Origin of the sequence: Colwellia sp. BRX10-3 (assembly GCF_014077505.1) — a bacterium.
Taxonomy (GTDB): Bacteria; Pseudomonadota; Gammaproteobacteria; order Enterobacterales; family Alteromonadaceae; genus Cognaticolwellia.
This window is the reverse complement of sequence record NZ_JACGWA010000005.1, coordinates 65253-82689: the sequence shown is the minus strand read 5'-3', so window position 1 is coordinate 82689 and position 17437 is coordinate 65253. Positions and strand designations below refer to the sequence as shown.

General features: G+C 38.5%; 15 protein-coding genes. 9 read left to right on the top strand and 6 right to left on the bottom strand.

All coding sequences use genetic code 11. The features are described 5' to 3' along the window. Positions 1-18: 18 nt before the first annotated feature. The 4 genes from H4J38_RS09690 to rsgA all read right to left on the bottom strand — a co-directional run bounded on the left by H4J38_RS09690 (position 19) and on the right by rsgA (position 3369). Positions 19-405 (bottom strand): BlaI/MecI/CopY family transcriptional regulator, encoded by a 387-nt coding sequence (locus H4J38_RS09690; protein WP_182131598.1) that lies wholly within the window; start codon positions 403-405, stop codon positions 19-21. Between the two features lie 223 nt (positions 406-628). Further along, the gene (locus H4J38_RS09685; protein ID WP_182131597.1) at positions 629-1375 is read right to left on the bottom strand and encodes a glycerophosphodiester phosphodiesterase; all 747 of its coding nucleotides are present in this window, start codon (positions 1373-1375) and stop codon (positions 629-631) included. Between the two features lie 45 nt (positions 1376-1420). Beyond that, entirely contained in the window at positions 1421-2302 is an 882-nt protein-coding gene (gene asd / locus H4J38_RS09680) for an archaetidylserine decarboxylase (RefSeq protein ID WP_310733462.1), read from the bottom strand. Positions 2303-2331: 29 nt separating this feature from the next. Next, the gene (gene rsgA / locus H4J38_RS09675; protein WP_182131596.1) at positions 2332-3369 is read right to left on the bottom strand and encodes a small ribosomal subunit biogenesis GTPase RsgA; all 1038 of its coding nucleotides are present in this window, start codon (positions 3367-3369) and stop codon (positions 2332-2334) included. A gap of 284 nt (positions 3370-3653) precedes the next feature. Between rsgA and orn the strand changes: the two genes are divergently transcribed. After that, complete coding sequence (gene orn, locus H4J38_RS09670) at positions 3654-4199, top strand: oligoribonuclease (RefSeq protein ID WP_182131595.1); 546 nt, start codon at positions 3654-3656, stop codon at positions 4197-4199. A gap of 145 nt (positions 4200-4344) precedes the next feature. Here the strand turns inward: orn and H4J38_RS09665 are convergent, their stop codons facing one another. Beyond that, on the bottom strand, positions 4345-4815 hold the full coding sequence (locus tag H4J38_RS09665; RefSeq protein WP_182131594.1) for a hotdog fold domain-containing protein: 471 nt from the start codon (positions 4813-4815) through the stop codon (positions 4345-4347). Between the two features lie 347 nt (positions 4816-5162). On the opposite strand from H4J38_RS09665, the gene H4J38_RS09660 reads away from it, so the two are divergent. The 3 genes from H4J38_RS09660 to H4J38_RS09650 are packed head-to-tail and all read left to right on the top strand — an operon-like array spanning position 5163 to position 10664. After that, positions 5163-8789, top strand: coding sequence for a hypothetical protein (locus tag H4J38_RS09660; protein ID WP_182131593.1), 3627 nt, complete (start codon positions 5163-5165; stop codon positions 8787-8789). Then, the gene (locus tag H4J38_RS09655) at positions 8786-8992 is read left to right on the top strand and encodes a DUF1289 domain-containing protein (RefSeq protein ID WP_182131592.1); all 207 of its coding nucleotides are present in this window, start codon (positions 8786-8788) and stop codon (positions 8990-8992) included. The genes H4J38_RS09660 and H4J38_RS09655 overlap by 4 nt, the downstream gene beginning before the upstream one ends. 31 nt (positions 8993-9023) lie before the next feature. Then, a complete protein-coding gene (locus H4J38_RS09650; RefSeq protein WP_182131591.1) occupies positions 9024-10664 on the top strand; it encodes a response regulator in 1641 nt (546 codons plus the stop codon). A 21-nt stretch (positions 10665-10685) separates the two neighbouring features. Here the strand turns inward: H4J38_RS09650 and queG are convergent, their stop codons facing one another. Continuing rightward, positions 10686-11831: a tRNA epoxyqueuosine(34) reductase QueG gene (gene queG, locus H4J38_RS09645; protein ID WP_182131590.1), complete on the bottom strand. Its 1146-nt coding sequence runs from the start codon at positions 11829-11831 to the stop codon at positions 10686-10688. A 377-nt stretch (positions 11832-12208) separates the two neighbouring features. On the opposite strand from queG, the gene tsaE reads away from it, so the two are divergent. From tsaE to hfq, 5 genes are all read left to right on the top strand, one after another. Then, positions 12209-12694, top strand: a complete 486-nt coding sequence (tsaE, locus tag H4J38_RS09640; RefSeq protein ID WP_182131589.1) for a tRNA (adenosine(37)-N6)-threonylcarbamoyltransferase complex ATPase subunit type 1 TsaE — start codon at positions 12209-12211, stop codon at positions 12692-12694. A gap of 102 nt (positions 12695-12796) precedes the next feature. Further along, the gene (locus tag H4J38_RS09635; RefSeq protein WP_182131588.1) at positions 12797-14116 is read left to right on the top strand and encodes an N-acetylmuramoyl-L-alanine amidase; all 1320 of its coding nucleotides are present in this window, start codon (positions 12797-12799) and stop codon (positions 14114-14116) included. A 7-nt stretch (positions 14117-14123) separates the two neighbouring features. Beyond that, a complete protein-coding gene (gene mutL / locus H4J38_RS09630) occupies positions 14124-16100 on the top strand; it encodes a DNA mismatch repair endonuclease MutL (protein ID WP_182131587.1) in 1977 nt (658 codons plus the stop codon). Positions 16101-16110: 10 nt separating this feature from the next. Beyond that, positions 16111-17067 (top strand): tRNA (adenosine(37)-N6)-dimethylallyltransferase MiaA, encoded by a 957-nt coding sequence (gene miaA / locus H4J38_RS09625; RefSeq protein ID WP_182131586.1) that lies wholly within the window; start codon positions 16111-16113, stop codon positions 17065-17067. Between the two features lie 119 nt (positions 17068-17186). Further along, positions 17187-17435, top strand: a complete 249-nt coding sequence (gene hfq, locus H4J38_RS09620; protein ID WP_182131585.1) for an RNA chaperone Hfq — start codon at positions 17187-17189, stop codon at positions 17433-17435. Positions 17436-17437 lie beyond the last annotated feature (2 nt).

Genomic DNA, 17437 nt, shown 5'->3' with positions numbered 1-17437 from the left:
CTCTAAAGTCTAAGTTAATTAAGATTGCTGCTCTAATTGATTGAGTAACTGTCTAATATCTTCAATTTCTTCTTTGCTGGTTGAATTATCTAACGCTCGCATAACTAATTTAGATGTTGAACCACCAAAGGCTTTTAAAACTAAATCTTTCAATAAAGACGATTGCGTAACCATTTCACTATTTGCAGGAGCATAAACATGTGCTCGGTTGCTTTCATCGCGAATAACAAGCGTTTTTTCGTGCATTATTTGTAATATTTTCAGTACAGTAGTATAGCCAGTTGTTTGAGTTTGGCTAACTGTTTCATGGATTTGACGAACCGTAGCAGGTCCCATTCTCCAAAGAATATTAAGCAAGGTCAGTTCTGCCTCTGTAGGCTTAATAGTTGATTTATCTCGTGACATTGAGATTCCTTAAGGTAAATTTATCTAAAATTAATATACCAAGCGGATTATGTATTTTTCACTCAATGAGAATTAATCAGTTTGGTATTTTATACGAAAATACTCGTATCTTATTTCTCTATCCTATCTTGAGAGGAATAAATGAGCAATAGCAATTACTCAATTGTTCGATTTAATTGCTAACTAAAGAGCTAGGTTGTTGCTGTTTATTGTCTAGTCAGTGTTAAGTAAGGGCCAATATAATTTGACGAGTACGTTGTGGAAAGTTGGTGAATATACCGTCAACTTGGTATTCAAGACATTGCTTAATTTGATCCGAATTATCAACAGTATAAACCCAAACCTTTAAGCCTCGGCGATGCGCGTCATTAATAATTTCAGGATTCATACATTCAACTGAAAGGTTTAGCATTTTAACCTTTAATTTTTGGCAAAATGCAGCGTAATCAAGAGGACAACAAGCTATCAGTGCTGCTGTGGTTACGGCAGGAAAGTACGTTGATACATGCATAAGTGCATGATGATTAAATGAAGAAATAATAAGTTGTTGATAAGAAATTAATTCACGCTGTTGTGCTTGTTGAATTATGTGTTCGAGCTTTTGCATTTCATCGGCAAGTTCAGCGCCTTGTGCCGCAGATTTTAATTCAATATTGATCAGGCACTGAGTGTTAATACATTGCAAAGCTTGATTTAGGGTACAAATATTGAATTTGGCGTTAGATGAATTATTAACCAGTTCATCGAGCGGTAGTTGATTAAAATGGACTTTTTTTCCGCTAGTATTTTCGCCGCTATTTTTGTCAATCCAAAGGTAACTGTCATGTAGGAGAATAAACTCCCCACTGGCTTGATGAAATTGCACATCAAATTCAATAGCATCACAGCCTTGTAATATGGCTTGCTCAAATGCCAGAAGTGAGTTTTCAGCAAACTCACCACTAGCACCTCGATGGGCAATTATTTGCATCTTTTGTAATGCCCAAGGCTGAAATGTAAAACCATAAGAGAAGCCTTAAGCACTTTCATCAGATTTCACTAAATCAGCATAATGTTCACCAAGTCGAGTGACGGTTTCAGGTCCGGCTGCTTGGTTAAATTTCACCATGTTCGGCGCGAAGGTAGTTACGACTGTAGAGCCTAATTTAAATCGACCCATTTCAGCGCCTTTCTCCAGCGTTATAGCACCAGTGCCATCAGCGGGATATTGCCAGCGAAATACATCTTTACCAGCAGGTGGTGTAATAGTGCCGGCCCAAACTGTTTCAATACTGGCAACTATGGTTGCACCGACAAGTACCATTGCCATCGCGCCATGCGCCGTATCAAAAATAGCGACAACACGCTCATTACGGGCAAATAAGTTAGGCACATTGTTCGCTGTTAACGGGTTTACTGAAAATAAATCACCAGGCACATAAATCATTTCTCGTAAAGTACCAGCAATGGGCATATGAATACGGTGATAATCTTTCGGAGCAAGGTAAATACATGAAAACTCACCGTCTTGGAAAGGCGCTGCCGTTGCTTTATCGCCACCAAGTAGAGTTTCTAAGCTGTAATTAAAGCCTTTTGCTTGTATAAGTTGCCCTTGTTCAATTGGGCCTTGTTGACTAATGGCGCCATCAACAGGGTAACAAACAGTATCGGGATCTTCGAGAATAGTACGTGCGCCGTCTTCAAGTTCACGAGTGAAAAAGTCATTAAAGGTTTTAAAATCTGTAGCATTTTTTAACTTAGCTTCTGCCATGTTAATATCGTAAGCTTTAATGAAGTTACTGATGGCCTTGGTGGTAAGCCAGCCCGCTTCTGCAGCAGCAAATTTACCCACAAGTCGTGAAATGGCGTGTTTTGGCATCATATATTGCAAAGCGATTTTTATTTTATTAACTAACACTATTTTTCCTTAATTTATATTTTAACTGTTTAATCATTAAAGCGTGAGGTCAGGGTATTATCACCTAAACTGGCTAATATTTTTTGGAAACTGGCTAAGCGTTCAGGGAAAATTTTACCTTCATCTTTGGCGGCAATTAATGCACATCCAGGATCTTTTTGGTGCTTACAGTCACGAAATTTACAGGTGCCTAAGTACTCGTCAAACTCGATAAAACCATTGCTGACTTGCTCGGGTGATAAATGCCATAAGCCAAACTCTCGTATGCCTGGTGAGTCAATTAAATCACCACCTTGTTCAAAATGATACAGCCGGGCAACGGTAGTGGTGTGCTGTCCAAGCCCTGAATTTTCTGAAACAATTTTAGTTACCACACCTAATTCAGGCATCAAGGTGTTAGTAAGTGTTGACTTACCTACGCCTGATTGTCCAACAAATACGCTGGTGTGTTGGCTAAGCTGCAACTTTAACTCGGCAATACCTTCACCGGTTTCGTTACTCATATAAGTAACTTGATAGCCAATTTTACGGTAAATATTTAATTGATTTTCAATAGCTTCACGATTGCTATCATCGAGTAAATCTACTTTGTTCAATAAAATGACCGGGGTAATGCCGGTTTGCTCTGCCGCCACTAAGTATCGATCGATAATGTCAGCATTAAAAGCTGGTAATACCGATGAAACGATCAGTATTTGGCTAATATTGGCGGCAATATGTTTAACACCATCATATACGTCAGGGCGACTTAGCACAGAGTCTCGTTCGTGAACGGCTTCAATAACACCAGAAATACTGTGCTGAGTTTCCTTGCCTTTACGCCAAAGTACTTTGTCGCCACACACTAAAGAAGAAATACTGCGACGTAAATTGCAACGAAAAATTTCGCCATCGCTGCTTTCTACATCAGCATGTTGACCAAAACGACTGATAATTGTACCGGTTTCGACTGCAGCTAGTTCGTCATCTTGCCATTGCACCTTTTCAGTAGATTTGCGTAACTTCTTACTTTGGTTAGCTTTGATCTGCCGCGCTTGACCTTTGGTTAGTTTTTTGGCTTTAGCCACAAGTTAGTCTCATTTTATGTTAAGTCAGCATGTATATCTGTTGTACTTCAGTATGCAGTTTCAGCGCTAAGCTAGGGAATCAGTATCTTGAAGTAGATCGGGTATAAAGGCTAATCTGTTCAGGCAACCGACAAATAAATTTAATCATGCTACATTCTGACGTATTATATACTCAAGCATTATATAAATGCATGTGTAATCGCGCCTTTTACCGACTCAACGCCATGTAGCGGGTTTGTTAAAAGAGACTAACTTGATGAAAAGTAATTAACCTAGGAATAACAATGAGTGTTAACGATAGTAATTTAATTTGGTTAGATTTAGAGATGACAGGCCTTGAACCCAGCACTGACGTTATCTTAGAAATTGCGACAATAATTACCGATAGCCAACTTAATATTTTAGCTGAAGGTCCTGTGTTTGCTATTCATCAAAGCGATGAAGTATTAAATAATATGAATCCATGGTGCATCGAACATCATGGTCAATCAGGTCTTACCCAAAGGTGTCGTGAAAGTTCAACGAGTTTAGCGCATGCAAGTACACAAACTTTGGAATTTATTAAGCCTTACGTGACTAAAGGTAAATCACCTATGTGTGGTAACAGTATTGGCCAAGATAGGCGTTTTATTAATAAGTACATGCTGGAATTTGAAGATTACTTTCACTATCGTAATTTAGATGTGAGTACGGTAAAAGAGCTAGCGCGTCGTTGGAAGCCAGAGGTATTAGATAAAGTGGTTAAAACGGGTGCACATTTAGCGATGGATGATATTCGTGAATCTATTGCAGAATTAAAAGTGTACCAAGAACATTTCTTTAAGCTTTAAGCTTAATTACTTTGCTGCAACCTTAATAACTTTAAACAAGTTACCAAAAGTATCACTCTAATCTTTGGTAACTTTTTTTGTTCACCGTTCCATTATTCGCGCATCTTCATGTTCATTTTGTTCTAACCTGCATCAAGTCATAGCGCTACTTTATCGGCTTTTCAGATAGCCATAATCTGATTTCACCATCAACAACAACAGTGCCATTAGTATCTAATGCCCGCACAGACACTGAAACATCTCCAGTCTGCCATTGTTCAGGATTTATTTTAGCCTCTGCAATAATATCTGTTGTCGATTTAGCAAGATAATTTACGTTCATACCTTTTGGTAGCCATCGTAAATGTTTTGGGATAGAGGATTCTGTCATTGCACCCATCGCCATTTCTAGTGCGTTGCATATTGCAATAGCATGGACAGTACCAATATGATTTTGTACCGGCTTACGCTTTGGTAGTAATACCTGACAAAAGTTTTCCTCTAACTTCAAAATACGAGGTTTTATTGATTTAAAGTATGGCGCTTGGGATGCAAACATTTTACTAAATAAAGTGCGCCCAAATGGATATTTAAGAAATTTTTCTTGGAGTTTTAGCAGGTAGTTCGTTTGGCTCATACTGGTCCAACCTTTGTTCATATTTCGGTATGTTGGCATCTTACCGCATTTTTTCAGTTATGTTGATCTAGTTTTATTGTAATATTGAGATTGCTGTAATAGCGCAATAAAAACAGCAACAGTAACAATGAGGGTTGAGTCGTTGACCATTATGTTGGCGGCGCTAAATGACTTAAAAATTGCTTTAATATATTAAAGCTTAAAACCTGAGTGGTACATTAATCGTTGCTTATTAAAGTTAAACCCATACACTGTTATATAGTCAAACCAATTGAAAACTTGCTGAACTGGTTTGCCTATATAAACGACCCATTATGTATTTGACTTGTTAGGATGTTACCTCGTTCATGGATTCAACACTGCCGCTATATCGTCAGCTTAACAGCCGATTTTATTTATTAGCCTTAAGCTTTTCCTTGCTTTTTTTTGTGGGCTTCTCGTTTTACTTTCAATATGAACAAGATTTAGCACACCTTAAATATCAGCAATTGCCGGCTATTGAAAAGCACAATCAACAACAATTACTCTTGATTAAAAATGATCGATTGCTCAATGATTTATTGCACAGTAAATATGCTGCAAATTTTGGTGCTAATTATCGAACCTTAAATGAAAACTTAAATAATATTTCCGTGTTAAGTCGACACAATCGACAATTATTAGAACAGCTTATTCAGCGTTTACAATTGCAGGCAGAAAATGTCTCGCGCTTGACTCAAAGCGAGCGACGAAACTTGCAACTCAAAGACAGCGTCACTATTCAATTAACCTTAGTTACAGATAGCTTGTCTAGTTTAATTGTTGAACAAGCCAATCAGCAACAAATTTTATATCGTCTAATTACCCAAAACAACTTAACCTCTCGAGCCACAGCTACACGTGCTAAAACGCTGAGTAATATTGTTAATAATTTAAATATCAACCGTGAATTATACCAAGGTTTAATTGATACTTTAGTGATGTTTAACCAACTTGACTTGCAATATGATTTAGTCGAATTTGATTATATTCAACAAAAAATTCAAAGTGATATTAGCCTTTGGTTAACAAATATGACCGAGGTGACAGACAAAACGGCTAACGAAATCGCGTTAATCGAACAAACCACAATGCTTAACGAATTACTGTTTAGCGAACAAAATACCTTTGCAAAATGGCGGGGTCAGTTACGCAGGGCTAGTGACTTTCAGGCAGAGATAACAACACAAAAGCGTGATTTAATACCTTTACTGGATAAAGCACTTGTCGTGCAGCCGCTAAAATCATCTATTATCGAGCAGCAGTTGCTGACATGGCTGGCGAAAATCAATATAAGTTTACAACCTAAACATTATATCTGGCTGATTACGTGTGTTTTTGTTCTGCTTAGTCTTATTTTTATCAGCTTACTTTTGAGCCTACGCAAACAAATTAAACACTTTGGTGTGCAAAGTACCGTTGTCGTTGATGAGTTTGTGACTAAAGGTGAGGTTGTAGCAGAAATACCTGGTCTTGAAATTAGCGCAATCATCAATTCTATTAAACAGCTTACTCAGCCATTACACAGTGAGGCTGACTTTAAACAGCAGCAGCAACAACACCAAAATCATACGGCGCATATGTCTCGCCATACCGGGAATGTTTTTTGGCAATTACCTGAACTGTCAGATAAGCAACAACAGCAATTACGTGTTTTATTAGGTGTTAAACATGCGAATAAACATTGGCGTAAGTGCTTTAGTCGGATAGATGTTCGCGCAATTTTATCTATTGCACGACAAGCTAAAAAGCATAAGGGCGTTGAAAAAATCTCCTTAATCAGCAATCAAGAAAAAGCCATTGCTTTAACTATCGAATACCTTGATGGCAATTGGTGTGGCAGTTTATCCAATGTAGAAGAGTATCGCGCACTTAAAGATGGCAATACACAATTACAGCAACAACTTCAACAGCAAAACCAAGCCGATAAACTCGCCATTATTGCTCATAGCGAAGAGGCTTCAGTTCTGATAAGTAAAGCTATGGTAGCAAGGCAAATGTTGTCATTAACTGACGGTGACGAACAGTTTGCATATCAGCAATTACGACAGTTAATAAGCCGTAATGAGCAACTAAAAACCAGCGCGCAATTACGTCGAGACGATTTTGTTTTGACTTTATCAACAGTGACACTGGCTAATGAAATGCACACAGCACTGACCAATGTTAGCTTGGTGCAAGTGCATAACGACAATCTCATTTATTTAAATATATCAGATAACTTAGCCTCTTTGGTGACGCTTGAAAGTGAATTATTTCAAGCCATGGTTCGCACAATTTGTCAAAAAATGTTGACCGAACAGCGCGGGGTTGAGCTCGAAGTCGACTTGCAAGTTATTGACGTAAATAGCGCGCAGCAAACCGTACGAATGAGTTTTCTCGTTAATAAACCATCGCATGCAGAAATGTTATCTCAAATGGTCAGTGAATTAGCCGTGGATGACGAAATAGGTGCTGATTTTGATAATACTGTTGATAATTATTTACGAGATTTACAGTTAGTTTTCAATGTCAGTAATAAAGTCAGTCAACAATTAGAGTCGGCGGGAAAGTTTACTTTTGAATTCTCATTAACCGTTGCCGAAAACCTAAACCAATTGAGCAAAAACAAGCCTGTAAAATTAGCTAAATGCACACTTTTAGTGATTGCGACTGACAAGCGCAGCCGTGAAAGAATTTGTCACCAACTCAGCTATAGCAAAGCTGTAGTGGAAAAAATGCAAGATTTGTCGCTATTTCAACGCCAAATCAGTATTAAGCATCTAACGAAAAATCGCTTAGATGTTATTATTTTATCGCCAGAAGTATACTTTTCAGATTATGATTTAATCACTAAACATTTGGCTAGTTTACCGACTAAATTACAACCTAAAATACAGGTTATTCAACCATTTCATTGCGGTTCATTACAAAGAACTGGCTTGTTTTCGGCCAGTAATTTGCCTTGGTTCACCGGTGAGTTAATTGCCAGTGTTGCGCAATTACTCAGTGGAACTACCAAGATTAATTTATCCGTTGAGCCAGAAATTTTCTCACCTTATCGTTTTATGCCTAGCCAAGTTGAAGTTTTACTGGGTGTGGCAGAGCAACGTGAAAATGATGCTTTAATTAGAATATTGCACTGGCTTGGTTTGCAGGTTACCGTGGTTTCTCAAGTAGAGCATCTTGAGCGCTTATGGCAGTCAGGGCGTTACTTAGTGGTTATTTCCGAGTTTGTTGGTTTTAATGTCGATATTCGTGACTCAGTATCTACAGTGCGTGGCATTTTTGCTGTGCTTAAAAATAATGACAGCAAGGCAGACTTTTTCCACAAGCTCAACTTACCAAAATCTTGGTATAGTGGTTATTTAGCATCGGCACTGGATATTCAAAAACTCACCCAGCAATTATCACCGTGGTTAAAATCACAAACGAGTATGGGAGAAGATAAGCTAGCATCAGCCCCACAAAAACAGCAGCGTAAACAAGGTAATAAGCAGCAAGTCGTGCCAAAAAATACATCTAACGAAATTGATGCTACTTTTGAACAAGCATTAAAGTTGGCTGAAATTGATCAGTCATTAGACTTTGCCCTCAACCTTGAACAAATAAATAACCCGACATATGATGCTTTTGATTTAAGCCAATTCGCGCAAAATCAAGGTTCTGCTGAGTTAGCCGCTTTTATGTTAAATGAATATTTGGCTGACATTAGTACCAACACTCAAGCGTTAAGTATTGCAATAGAGACGCAAGATTACCCGCTAGCATTAACGCTTTTAGCGTCATTAACGACCTTGGCAAAAGTTATTGCCGCCACGCCTTTATTAGCGCAATGTAGGCAGCTGAGTCAGTTGATAAGTAAAACAGGTGCGAGTGACGTGTTTTCATCGAAACAAAAAGAAGAATTGCAACGTCAGCTAAATCATCTCAAACTGTGTTTAATACAGTTAACTGAATTTGCAGAAACGATATGAGTGTTAAATACTACCAACCAATAGACAATGTTGAAGAAGTTGCTAGCCCTTGTGTGCGCAATTGTTGTTTAAATGAACAGGATGTTTGTTTAGGTTGTTTTCGAAATATTGATGAAATTATGGCATGGAGCAAGCTTAATGTGGCGGCAAAGAAAGACGTGCTTAGTCAATGCCGGCAACGTCAGCAACAGTTTGGAAAATAGTAGCCTAAGGCAATAGTCAGTAAGGTATATAATGGAAGATGTTGAAAAAAATACATTAGCGCAGCTCGATCAACTCAATGTTTTGGTTATCGACGATAATTTGCTAGTGCACAGTATTTTAAAAGAAAGTTTATTTGCATTAGGCATAAAGGAAGTTCGTTGTGTACAAAATGCCTATTACGGACTTAGGTTGTGTGATGAAATGCATTTTCACATTGTTATTTGCGCATTTAATGTAAAAAGTGACAAAGATGGCTTTCATTTATTAGAAGAGTTGAAATTTAAAGGTCATGTCACTAAAACTACCGTATTAATCTTCCTCAGCACAGAAACCAATGAGTCATTAGTGAACTCGATTATTGAGTTACAACCGGATGATTTCTGGACCAAGCCATTAGCGATAAATAAAGTTAGAACCCGTTTGATTGCAACATTAAAAGTAAAACAGGTGCTTTTTAATATCAACAGTGCGATTGACAAAAAAGCCTATGCTAAAGCGCTCTATTTTGCCGACCGACACCTTCAAAATGAAAAACTAGCACATTACCATCCTAATATTAACCGCATTAAGGGTGAATCATATCTTGCTTTGCTTGAGTTTGAAGAAGCGGAAACTTTTTATCGCAAATTGCTGAAAGTATATAAATATTCTTGGGTATATTTAGGATATGCCAAAGCCTTGTTAAAGCAAGGCCGTTTAGATGAAATTAGCGACATGCTAAAAACTTTGATTGATAAGCCAGACACGCGCTTCGGTGCTCATGATATGATGGCGCAGTACTTCATCGAACAAGAAGAATACGAGCAAGCCTATGAGGAAATTAAAAAAGCCATGGCGCTGGCACCGAGAAATATTGAACGTAATAAAAAATCATGGGATTTAGCGCGCTTAACACATGATCATAAAGGGCAATATCTTGCGACGCGAAACATAGCTCAACAAGCGAAAAACTCTATTCATGATTCGCCCGAGCTTTTACTTAATGTTATTCGAGCGGGGATTGATCTGGCTTGTGCGACACCGGATGAAAGTGCTAATGAAATATTGCGACAAACTGATCGTTATATTACCCAGTTTGAGCATGACAGCCAAGATGCGAACCTTTTTAAGCAGCAATTGTTAGTGGTTAAAGCTAGGTTACACAATGTGCGTAATGAACAAGTTAAAGCGAAAAAATTGGTTGAAAATCATATGTCACTTAAGCCAAGTACCGTGGTTGAGGATAATTTAGATAGGGTAAAAGTATTGCATGAGTTAGGGATGCGCGAAGACGCTATAGAATTGCTCGAGGCGATCAATAATCAAATCGCCGGTGACTCGTTAAATAGTCAAGTTGTTAGGCGCTATATAGCGCAAGAAAGCCAACAACGAGAAGAGATACACTTTACCGCCAAAGAGCTTAACACCATGGCAGTTGAGCATTTTCAAAAGGACCGTTTACTGCCAGCGCTTGATGCCATTAATCAGGCATTAAAACTTAACCCAACTAATGTTAAGTTACTGTTCAGTAAATTAAAAATATTGATAAAAATTAAGCAGGAAGATCAGGACATACCTGATCACCTCGTGTCGGTTGAGGGAATTCTCGCTGTACTATCCGCGCTAAATCTTGAAGGTAAAAGTTTAACAACTTTTGATGAACTCACGCTTAAATGGCAAAAATTAAACTAGCGGTAAATTGTTTTAGCTGACCTACGCGTCACGAGGCATACCTTTTTCAACTGAACGAATCAATCGAGCGGTTAACCGTAAGTTTTGATCTTTAGCTAATGCTTGTTGCTTAAGTTTTTGTTGTGATAATGCCCACTCGATATGCTCTGTCACCATAGGGGCTGAATGTGCTATTTTATCCGTTAAGGCCTCAATATTGCGGGGTGAAAAATCAGCGTTACCAAGCGCAACTGCAATATTTCGCTGCCAGCATTCAAAGCCAATACGACGAATAGGTGAACCTTCAGTTTTACTTAAAAAAGTTGCTTCGTCCCACGCAAATAAAGTCAACAAAGCGATATTGTCTAAGTTCTGTCGGGGTTTAAAATCATCTTCACTGCCCAGTTTTGCAAACTTGTTCCAAGGGCATATTAATTGGCAGTCATCACATCCATAAATTCGATTACCGATTAAGGGACGAAACTCTACCGGTATAGCCTCACGTAATTCAATAGTAAGATAAGATATACAGCGTCTTGCATCGACAACATAAGGTTCTACTATCGCTTGGGTGGGGCAAATTTTTATACAGGCTACACAAGTGCCACAGCCATTTTCTGCTTTAGTATCGCTAATTAAGGGTAAATCAACCAAGAGCTCGCCCAGAAAAAACCACGAGCCTGCTTGCTTGTTAATAAGTAAGGAATGCTTGCCTACCCAGCCCAAGCCAGCTTTCTCAGCGAGAGGTCTTTCAAGGATTGGCGCGGAATCAACAAAAGGGCGATAATTAAAGTTTTCACAATGTGCTTTAATTTTCTCGCCTAATTGCTTTAGTCGTTTACGCATTAATTTATGATAATCTCTGCCCAAAGCATACCGACTGATATAGGCGTGATCTCGGTTCTTTAAAATACGGGCAAACTTAGCATCGCTAGGCAGGTAATCCATGCGCACGCTGATAACATTAAGTGTACCTTCTACCAATTCCTTAGCCCTTGCGCGCATTAAACCATGACGGGCCATATAATCCATGTTGCCATGAAAGTTATTTTCTAACCAACGGGTTAAAGCCGCTTCATGTTCAGATAGATCAACATCGCTAATACCTACTTGTGAAAAGCCCAGTTCTTGACCCCAAAGTTTGATTTGTTTTGTTAAATCTTGATAGTTAATAGCAGTTGTAGTCATGGCAGCCGAATATTAAAACGATAAGGGTGGTATTCAAAGTGTCGACAAGTTTAACACAACACAGATATAAGGTTAATCAGACCATACTTTAGTGGTGAAAAAATAGCTGGGTATATGGTAATAAACATATGCTGAATACGAATATGGCAATCATGACATGGACGATGTGCTAAGTAGTCTTACTTGGTACATTAATTTAGTCGATACTTATTTTGCAATCTGCTAAGTGACTATATTCATAGTCGCTCAGCTGATATTATTGTTAAAAATTATGGTCAAATAGGCTTGTTAGAGAGTGAGCTATAGCGCCAAAATTGCGCTGCTTATTAATGGTAATTGTGCAGTAGATGGGATACTTTAGAAGTAATAACGATACGATGAATAATTTTGTGACAAAACAAACCTTTATATTAGCCGATGAATTGGCAACAATCGCTTTAGGTAAACAATTAGCCGATATTGTAAAAATAGAGTTGAAACAAGGGATTATTGTTTTTTTAAATGGTGATCTCGGGGCCGGAAAAACCACGTTAACACGAGGTTTTGTGCAAGGAATGGGGCATGTTGGTAATGTTAAAAGCCCAACCTACACTTTAGTTGAACCCTATGATTTAAAAGATTGGCAAGTGTACCACTTTGATTTATACCGTTTAGCTGACGCGGAAGAATTAGAATACATGGGTATTCGCGATTACTTTAACAGTAATTGTTGTAGCTTTATTGAGTGGCCTGAAAAAGGTCAGGGTATGCTACCAGCGCCAGATATGATTATAGATTTAGCCTATCATGACGAGCAACGCCAAGTTTCACTTCAGGCTAAAACAGCTTTGGGTGAAAACATGTTGTCGATTTTAGCGCAGTAGAGAGTTTTTATTCACGGGCAGTTTCAGTAAAGAGTTTGATAAGTTAAATAATATAATAAGAAAAATAATCAGTAACAAAGTTATTATAAGGTAATAAATTCAATGCGTTTAACGAGTATTGTAAAAAAATTAACGGTTGTACTTACGCTCTGGCTTGCCTTAGTTACCGTTGTTAACGCAAGTAACAGTATTGAGAGTGTGCGGATATGGCCAGCACCTGAAAACACCCGTATTGTTTTTGATCTCAGTGAAAAACCAGACTTTAAATACTTTTCATTAAAATCTCCACAACGCTTAGTTATTGACTTTAAAAACAGTAAAAATAATGCAGAATTAATGTCAGCGATAAAGGCAGATCGACGGGTACAAAAAATTCGCACCAGTAGATCAAAGCAAAAAGGTACTACACGTTTAGTTTTAGAATTAGCTGAAGATTATCGAGTTTCGGTCTTTCCATTAGCGCCAGCAGGGCAATACAGCGACCGTTTAGTTATTGATCTTTATGATAAAAACAGTCAGCCGATTGCCACCCATGATAATAGCAAAGGTAAACGCGATATTGTTATTGCTATTGTTGCCGGTCATGGTGGTGAAGACCCAGGTTCAATTGGTGCTTCAGGTACTTATGAAAAACGTATTACTTTAAAAATAGCGCAAAAGCTTGCTAATTTAATTAATAAAAAACAAGGCCTAAAAGCGGTGATGATCCGCAGCGGTGACTATTATGTTGACCACAATCGTAAAACAGAACTAGCAAGAAAATCGAAAGCGGATTTACTTATTTCCATTCATGCGGATGCGTTCACTTCATCAAAGCCCAGTGGTGCATCAGTACTAGTGCAAGCAACGCGTCGTGCAGACTCTGAATTTACCCGCTGGATTCAAAACAGAGAAAAAAATTCCGAGTTATTAGGTGGTGCAGGAGAAACTATAAGAAGCACTAAAGATAATAATTTAGCGATTGCCCTTGGCGATATGAAAAAAGAATACACCATGGCGAGTAGCTACGATTTTGCCGAACATGTGGTTAAGCAGCTAAAAAAAGTTACGAAACTACATAAGCATAAGCCTGAACGCTTAAGTTTAGCGGTGTTGAAATCTTCTGATATTCCGTCAGTATTAATTGAAACTGGCTTTATTTCTAATCATCAAGAAGAGAGACGCCTGAACAACAGCAACCATCAACAAAAGTTGGCCAAAGCGATATACATTGCCGTTGATGATTATTTTTCTCGTAATCCTCCTGATGGCACATTACTCGCGGCGACACGTATTCGTGAGCATAAAGTCAGCCGAGGTGAATCGCTTTCTGTGGTGGCCCAACGCTATAAAGTTTCCATTAGACAATTAAAATCAGCCAATAACCTCAAATCGAATGTGGTTAGAATTGGCCAAACATTAAAAATACCACAGGCAGATTAACGCTCGCATGACCATTGCAATATTACCCGCTCGCCTCGCTAACCAAATTGCCGCAGGTGAAGTGGTAGAACGCCCAGCTTCCGTCGTTAAAGAACTCGTCGAAAATAGTATAGATGCTGGCGCAACCACAATAAAAATTGATATCGAAAAAGGCGGCGCTAAGCGTATTCGTATCATAGATAACGGTAATGGTATTGCCAAAAATGAATTAGCCTTAGCCTTAAGCCGACATGCGACCAGTAAAATTAAAGACCTTGACGATCTTGAAGCTATCAGCAGTTTGGGGTTTCGCGGTGAGGCATTAGCCAGTATTAGTTCTGTCGCGCGTTTAACGCTAACGTCCAAGCCAGAAGCACAAGAATCTGCATGGCAAGCGATTGCGGAAGGGCGTGATATGGCGGTGTCGGTCAAACCTGCTGCTCACCCAAATGGTACCACCATTGATGTCAGCGATTTATTCTTTAATACTCCAGCAAGGCGTAAATTTTTACGCACAGAGAAAACAGAATTTGCTCATATTGAAGAGGTAATCAAGCGCATTGCCTTAGCAAATTTTGATATCGGTTTTGTCCTCACTCATAACCATAAAATAATTAAACAATTTAGGGTCGCTAATTCATCAATACAGCGCAGTAAACGTGTTGCGCAAGTTTGTGGGCAAAAATTTATTGATAATGCCATAGAAGTTGACTGTGAACATAATGGCTTGCATCTGCATGGTTGGATTGCCCAGCCGAGTTATTTCCGTAATCAAAACGATCTCAGCTACAGTTATGTTAATAATCGTATGATGCGCGATAAGTTAATTAATCATGCTATTCGCCAATCTTACGCAGACCTACTCCCCAGTGACAGTTTTCCTGCCTTTGTGTTGTTTTTACAGCTCGACTTTAGCGAAGTAGATGTGAATGTTCACCCGGCAAAACATGAAGTGCGCTTTCATCAAGGGCGCTATGTACATGATTTTATTTATTCTGTTTGTAATCGTGCTTTACATCATGAGTTAGACTTAAATATTGACAATAGCACTGGCGAAATTATATCGCCTGATAACGAGAAGGGTGTTGAAACTCACCAGCAAGCTGAAGTGCAAAACGCCAGTTTTATTACTCCTTTAAAGGTAAGTCTTGAAAGTAATCAACAAAGTGACGTGTCAACCAGTTATCAACCTTCTAGCCAAACGGCTGAATACAAAGGTGATAATAAAGGCCAGCGCAGCAGCGCTAATTTTTCTCGCGCCAGTTCACAGCATTATTCTGCAAAAATAAATCCGCAAGCGAGTAAAGCCTATAGTGATTTGATGACACCATTAGTGGTTGATTCACAAGTAACAGAGCCAGAATTAACCCATGTAACATCTCATTTGACTGAAACAGAAGTAACTACGCCTGCTTCAGTCAATGCAGCATCATTAATTCAGGACGACATTACAGATGCGACTAAAATTTTATTTTGGCAGGCACCACATTATTTAGTTTTTCAACAACGCCAAGAGCTACGTTTATTATCCGTTAACAAACTAGATCAATTATTAAGGTTGCAAACTATTAAGCAACGTTGGCATGAAAAATTGGTAAGCCAGCCACTATTACTACCGATAAAAATTACCGTGAGTGAAAAAGTAACAACATTTGTGCAAATAAATGAAAACCAATTTCAACATATTGGCATGGAAATTCGCCAGGTAAATCCCCGCACATTACAAATTCGGCAGTTTCCGGCTTTACTAAGAAACAAAGATATAACCCACAGTTTTGATAAGCTAATTAAGCAGTTAGATGTGGAGAATTATAACGACGTACACTCAGAAATTGACTGGCAAATGGCATTGGCCGCACTTATGCTAAGCGAGGAAACCACTCAAGCACACGCATTACAAGTTTGGCGAAATGCTGAAAGTTATTTTAATTGTCAATTTGAACAACAACTACGCTTGAATTCTGTCGTTATAGACCTCACATCTTCTATAAATAAGTCAGAGTAAATGTTCCGGTATGACTAACGTGGTAAACCAACAACACATTGATGTGAAAGAGCCGCCTGTTATTTGTTTAATGGGGCCTACAGCATCAGGTAAAACTGCCTTAGCAATGGCGTTATATGATGCACTGCCCTGCGACATTATTAGTGTTGATTCAGCGCTAGTTTTTAAAGGTATGGATATTGGTACAGCGAAACCAACAGCGAAGGAATTAGCCGTATACCCACATCAATTAATTGATATTAGAGATCCCAGCGAAAGTTACTCTGCCGCTGATTTTTGCCAAAATGCGCTAAAGGCGATAGCAAAAAGTCGAGAAAATGGCCGTATACCTTTGTTGGTTGGCGGTACTATGATGTATTTTAAGAGCTTGATTGAAGGCATTTCGCCATTGCCAGAAGCTGACCAAAGCATTCGAAATGCGATTGCGTTAGAAGCGGCTGACAAAGGTTGGCTTGCTATGCACGAAGAATTACAAAGTTTTGACCCAGTTTCAGCAGAGCGTATTCATCCAAATGATCCGCAGCGACTAGCAAGAGCTATAGAGGTTTACCGAAAAACAGGTAATACTTTGACACAATTGACCGAAATAAAAGGTAATAAAGTCAGCGGAAATGTTTTACAGTTTGCTATAGCACCTAAAGAACGCAGTGACTTACACGCGCGAATTGAACTACGTTTTCAGCAAATGATAGAACAGAACTTTGAACAAGAAGTTATCACGTTGAAAGAAAGAGGTGACTTACACCTTGATTTACCAGCTATTCGCTGTGTTGGCTACCGACAAATGTGGCAATATTTAGCAGGCGACTATGAGCACCATGAGATGGTTTTTAAAGGTATTTGTGCAACACGTCAGTTAGCGAAAAGACAATTAACTTGGTTACGAAGTTGGCAAAATTTACACTGGTTGCATATGGAAGATGAAAATAATTTAAAAGTAATTTTATCGGCAGTAAGCAAACTTTAAACATTGATGTATAATTAAAATAATAGTTGCGCATTAACCAGCTAGTTTTATTGAATAAATTTACTAAAATAATAGAAAATAACTTTAACTTTACTAAAAATAACAAAAGGGGCCAAATAATGGCAAAGGGGCAATCTTTACAAGACCCATTTTTGAATGCGTTACGTCGTGATCGTATTCCGGTAGCAATATATTTAGTCAATGGCATTAAACTACAAGGGCAAGTAGAGTCATTTGATCAATTTGTAATTTTACTTAAAAATACCGTCAGTCAAATGGTATATAAGCACGCTATTTCAACAGTAGTGCCAGCGCGAGCAGTAACTACTATGCCAGCCCCACAAGCCAACCAGGATTCAGAAGATTAATG

Bases quoted from the DNA above. Each gene is read 5' to 3' on its own strand.
- mutL (WP_182131587.1), top strand. From the start codon at position 14,124: ATGACCATTGCAATATTACCCGCTCGCCTCGCTAACCAAATTGCCGCA.
- H4J38_RS09650 (WP_182131591.1), top strand. From the start codon at position 9,024: ATGGAAGATGTTGAAAAAAATACATTAGCGCAGCTCGATCAACTCAAT.
- H4J38_RS09665 (WP_182131594.1), bottom strand. From the start codon at position 4,815: ATGAGCCAAACGAACTACCTGCTAAAACTCCAAGAAAAATTTCTTAAA.
- queG (WP_182131590.1), bottom strand. From the start codon at position 11,831: ATGACTACAACTGCTATTAACTATCAAGATTTAACAAAACAAATCAAA.
- H4J38_RS09635 (WP_182131588.1), top strand. From the start codon at position 12,797: ATGCGTTTAACGAGTATTGTAAAAAAATTAACGGTTGTACTTACGCTC.
- H4J38_RS09690 (WP_182131598.1), bottom strand. From the start codon at position 405: ATGTCACGAGATAAATCAACTATTAAGCCTACAGAGGCAGAACTGACC.
- miaA (WP_182131586.1), top strand. From the start codon at position 16,111: ATGACTAACGTGGTAAACCAACAACACATTGATGTGAAAGAGCCGCCT.
- H4J38_RS09660 (WP_182131593.1), top strand. From the start codon at position 5,163: ATGGATTCAACACTGCCGCTATATCGTCAGCTTAACAGCCGATTTTAT.
- orn (WP_182131595.1), top strand. From the start codon at position 3,654: ATGAGTGTTAACGATAGTAATTTAATTTGGTTAGATTTAGAGATGACA.
- H4J38_RS09655 (WP_182131592.1), top strand. From the start codon at position 8,786: ATGAGTGTTAAATACTACCAACCAATAGACAATGTTGAAGAAGTTGCT.
- hfq (WP_182131585.1), top strand. From the start codon at position 17,187: ATGGCAAAGGGGCAATCTTTACAAGACCCATTTTTGAATGCGTTACGT.
- H4J38_RS09685 (WP_182131597.1), bottom strand. From the start codon at position 1,375: ATGCAAATAATTGCCCATCGAGGTGCTAGTGGTGAGTTTGCTGAAAAC.
- tsaE (WP_182131589.1), top strand. From the start codon at position 12,209: ATGAATAATTTTGTGACAAAACAAACCTTTATATTAGCCGATGAATTG.